The sequence below is a fragment of the Protofrankia symbiont of Coriaria myrtifolia genome, from assembly GCF_900634755.1.
Taxonomy (GTDB): Bacteria; Actinomycetota; Actinomycetes; order Frankiales; family Frankiaceae; genus Protofrankia; species Protofrankia coriariae.
Genome location: NZ_CAAAFS010000166.1, coordinates 1 through 3,913 on the forward strand (window position 1 = coordinate 1; position 3,913 = coordinate 3,913).

Annotated in this window: 2 protein-coding genes; one reads left to right on the forward strand and one right to left on the reverse strand. The window is 71.4% G+C overall.

Features of this window, described 5'->3' with window-relative positions; all coding sequences use genetic code 11:
• On the reverse strand, nucleotides 1-1,714 hold a 1,714-nt coding region (locus tag CM1CMNOD_RS09055), incomplete at its 3' end, for a PAS domain-containing protein (RefSeq protein ID WP_131773945.1).
• A gap of 745 nt (nucleotides 1,715-2,459) precedes the next feature.
• Between CM1CMNOD_RS09055 and CM1CMNOD_RS09060 the strand changes: the two genes are divergently transcribed.
• Nucleotides 2,460-3,913 (forward strand): LLM class flavin-dependent oxidoreductase (locus CM1CMNOD_RS09060; protein ID WP_131773946.1); only part of this gene is annotated, 1,454 nt, incomplete at its 3' end.

Below are 3,913 nucleotides of genomic sequence, written 5' to 3' on the forward strand. Positions count from 1 at the left end.
GGCCGGTGGTGGGGTCGTAGACGGCGTAGAGGCAGGTCGCGCCGAGATCGCCGCTGCCGGGATCTCGATCGGTGGTCAGCCGGGTGATGACGTCGTCGAGCCGGGTGAGCAGCTCGTCGGGGGTGGGATCGGCGTCGGCGAGGGTGCGCACGGCGGTGCGCAGCCGGCCCATGGTGGCGGCGGCGTGGATGCCGTGGCCGACGACGTCGCCGACGACGAGGGCGACGCGGGCGCCGGAGAGCGGGATGACGTCGTACCAGTCGCCGCCGACGCCGGCCTGGGCGCCGGCGGGCAGGTAACGGGAGGCGACGTCCACGGCGGCCGGGCGGGGGAGATCATGGGGGAGGAGGCTGTGCTGGAGGGTGAGGGCGGTGGTGCGTTCGCGGGTGTAGCGGCGGGCGTTGTCGAGACAGATGGCGGTGCGGGCACCGAGCTCGTCGGCCAGGGCGAGGTCGTCGGGGGTGAAGGGCTCGGGATGGTGCTGGTGACGCATGAAGACGGCGACGCCGAGAATGCTTCCCCGGGCACGTAACGGAATAATCATGACGGAATGGAATCCGTACTCGCGGATCCGGGCGGCCCGTGGCGGGCTGCCCGCCACCCACCGTGCCACATGCGGATCGGAGATCGGGTAGGAGACGCTCTGTCCGCTGGCGAGGGCGATGGCGATGGGGGAGTCCGGAGGGTAGATGTCGGTCTGGCCCAGCGCGACGACGGCTTCCGGCTGTCCCGCGGAGACGGACTGGTGGGCGGTGCGGCGCAGCACCACCGGGGTGGTGATCGGTCCTGGCGGCGGCTCGTCACCGTGGTAGACGGTGTCGAGGAGGTCGACGCTGGCCCAGTCGGCGAGACGGGGGACGGCGATGTCGGCGAGCTCCTGGGCGGTGCGGGTGACCTCGAGGGTGCTGCCGATGGCGGCGTTGGCCTCGTTGAGCAGGGTCAGTCGCTGCCGGGCCCAGTACCGCTCGCTGATGTCGAGCGACGCGCTGAGCACCCCTCGGACCTGGCCGGCCGGGTCCCGCACCGGTGACAGGGTGATCGCCCAGGCACGTTCGTGGGAGTCGGCCGGTGCCCGGAGGAAGGCCTCGTAGTATGCCGGCTCGCCGGTCCGCACCACCTGGCGGGCCCGCTCGACCAGGCCGGAGGGCTGATGTCCGGGGGCGGGGAACACCTCCGCCGCCGGACGTCCGCGCGCGTCCTGTTCCCGCAGGCCGATCATGTGGGCTGACTCGTCGTTCAGCCGGCAGACCCGCACCTCGGTATCGAAGATCGCCAGACCGAGCGGGGCCTGGGTGAACGCCCAGTTCACCAGCGTCAGCTCAGCCTGGAGCTCACGCTGGTGGTTGCGCAGGTCCTCGACGGTGACGGCGGTCACGAACCACTGGGCCACCGTCCCGTTACCGGCCAGCAGTGGCTGGGCGTGCAGCCACACGTCCAGGCCGTGCCCGTCGCGGTGGCGCAGGGCGACAGTCCCGCTCCAGCTTCGCCCGTCCGTCAGGTGGCATCGGGCCGGTTGCGGGAGTGGAGCGGCAAGAAGGTCGGCCGCTGGCCGTCCGACGATCTCGGCCGGAGGGTATCCGAGCGGCTGGTGGGCGTACGAGCCACACGCGGTGACGACACCGTGCGGGTCCACGCTGACCGTTACCGTGCGGTTCATGGGGAGATCGTCGAAAAGATCTCCGGGCGTGATGCCCTGTGCTCCCTCGCCGTCCATCTCACCCCCGTCCTCCCCCCGCGACCGCGGGCGAACCGGGACCGCCACACCCTACCCAAACCAGCCGGCCTCATCGTTGCCCCGGCCCTGTTGTCCCGGCCCTCCTGTTCGCCGGCCCGCCGAGATCCCCCGAGTTCGCCCGGTGGCCTGCCACGGCCTGTGTCCGGCCGTATTCCCGGTCGGTATCAGTCGGATACCGACGGTATCTCTGGCCGGTATCCGATGGATACCGACGGTATCTCTGGCCGGTATCTGATGGATACCGGCCGCGTAGCGTTCGCTGGCCGCTGCTGCCCGCGCGGTGATGCTGGACCCCTGGCCACCGGTGCGGTTACATTCGGACGATGTGTGCCGGATCCGCGTCCTGGACGGTGATGCTCGATCCGTTCTGGGTCTCCCGCCGCGCGCATCATTTCGACCAGATCTGTTGACGTCGACCAGAGCCGCCGCTGATCCGGCCTGACAGCCGCGGGATCCGACGTCCACCGTCAACATCATCTCGTGTCCTGCGGGCTTGTGGCCTCGTGTGGTGACGGACCCTGTGCGGCCCGTCCGGCCACGATGATCAATTGATGATCAATTCTCGGCGGTGGTGAGCTGGTCGCGCCGCCGGCCACCCGCGGCCACGGCGCACCACGGCACGCCAGGCAACGACACACCAGACAACGACACGACGCACCGATCGACCCGTCCCACCGCCTCGGCACGCCCCGGCCGCCGCGACGGCGGTGGAGAGGACCCCGACATGACCTCCGTCACGGACGTGGCGCCGGCACCGGGCCGCTCCCGGCGCCAGCTGACCCTGGGCGCGATCCTGCACGGCTCCGGCGGGCACATCGCCGGCTGGCGGCACCCCTCCTCGCCGCCGGGCGGCCAGCTCGACCTCGACCATCACATCCAGCTGGCCAGAACGCTGGAGCGGGGGACGTTCGACGCGCTGTTCGTCGCCGACGTCGTGGCCATCTGGGGACACCAGTACGACTCGTTGCGGCGCACCGCCCGCGCCGACCACTTCGAGCCGTTGACCCTGCTGGCCGCGCTGTCCACCGTGACCGAACGGATCGGCCTGGTCGCCACCGCGACGACGACGTACAACGAGCCGTTCCACATCGCGCGCAGGTTCGCCTCCCTGGATCATCTCTCCGCCGGCCGGGCCGGTTGGAACGTGGTGACGTCGGTGGTCCCGCTGGAGGCCGGCAACTTCGGCCGGGACACCCATCTCGACCACAGCGCGCGCTACCTGCGGGCCGAGGAGTTCGTCGAGGTCGTCCGGAAGCTGTGGGACAGTTTCGACGACGGCTCGGTCGTCCGGGATACCGCGTCCGGGCACTACTACGACCCGGCCGGTCTGCGCACCCCACACCATGCCGGCCCGCATTTCACGGTGCGCGGGCCGCTGAACATCTCCCGGCCGCCGCAGGGCCATCCGGTGATCTTTCAGGCCGGCTCGTCGGAGACCGGCCTGGCGTTCGCGGCCCGCCACGGCGAGGTGGTGTTCACCGCCCAGACCACGCTGGCCGGTGCCCAGGCGTTCTATGCCGACATCAAGGCACGCGCGGCGGCGTACGGCCGCGACAGCGACCACCTGCTGGTCTGGCCGCTGCTCGCACCGTTCGTCGCGAGCACCCGGGAGCGGGCCCGGGCCCGCCTGGCCGAACTGCAGGAACTGGTCCACGACGACGTGGCCCGCCGGCTCGTCCAGGACAACATCGGGGATCTCGACCTGTCCGGATACCCGTTGGACGGGCCGCTGCCGCCCGTCGGCGCGACCAACCGGAGCCGCAGCCGCCAGGAGCTGATGCTCGACCTGGCCCGCCGCGAGAACCTCACGATCCGCCAGCTGGCGCTGCGGTTCACCACCGCGGGTGCCGTGGTCGGCACCCCGGAGGATGTCGCCGACCACATCGAGGAGTGGTTCACCACCCGCGCCGCCGACGGTTTCAACGTCAGTTTTCCCTACCTGCCCGGCGCCGCCGAGGACTTCGTCGACCACGTCGTCCCCGAGCTGCGCCGCCGCGGGCTGTTCCGCCACGCCTACGAGACGACGACGCTGCGCGGCCACCTCGGGCTGCCGCGCCCCGGGCCGGCGCACGTCCGTGGGCCGACACCGGGGATGCCGCGGACATCGGTGCCGTGGGCGTCAGGGACGCCGCGACCGTGGGCAGCGCGAACATCGGGGGCAGCGCGAACATCGGGGAC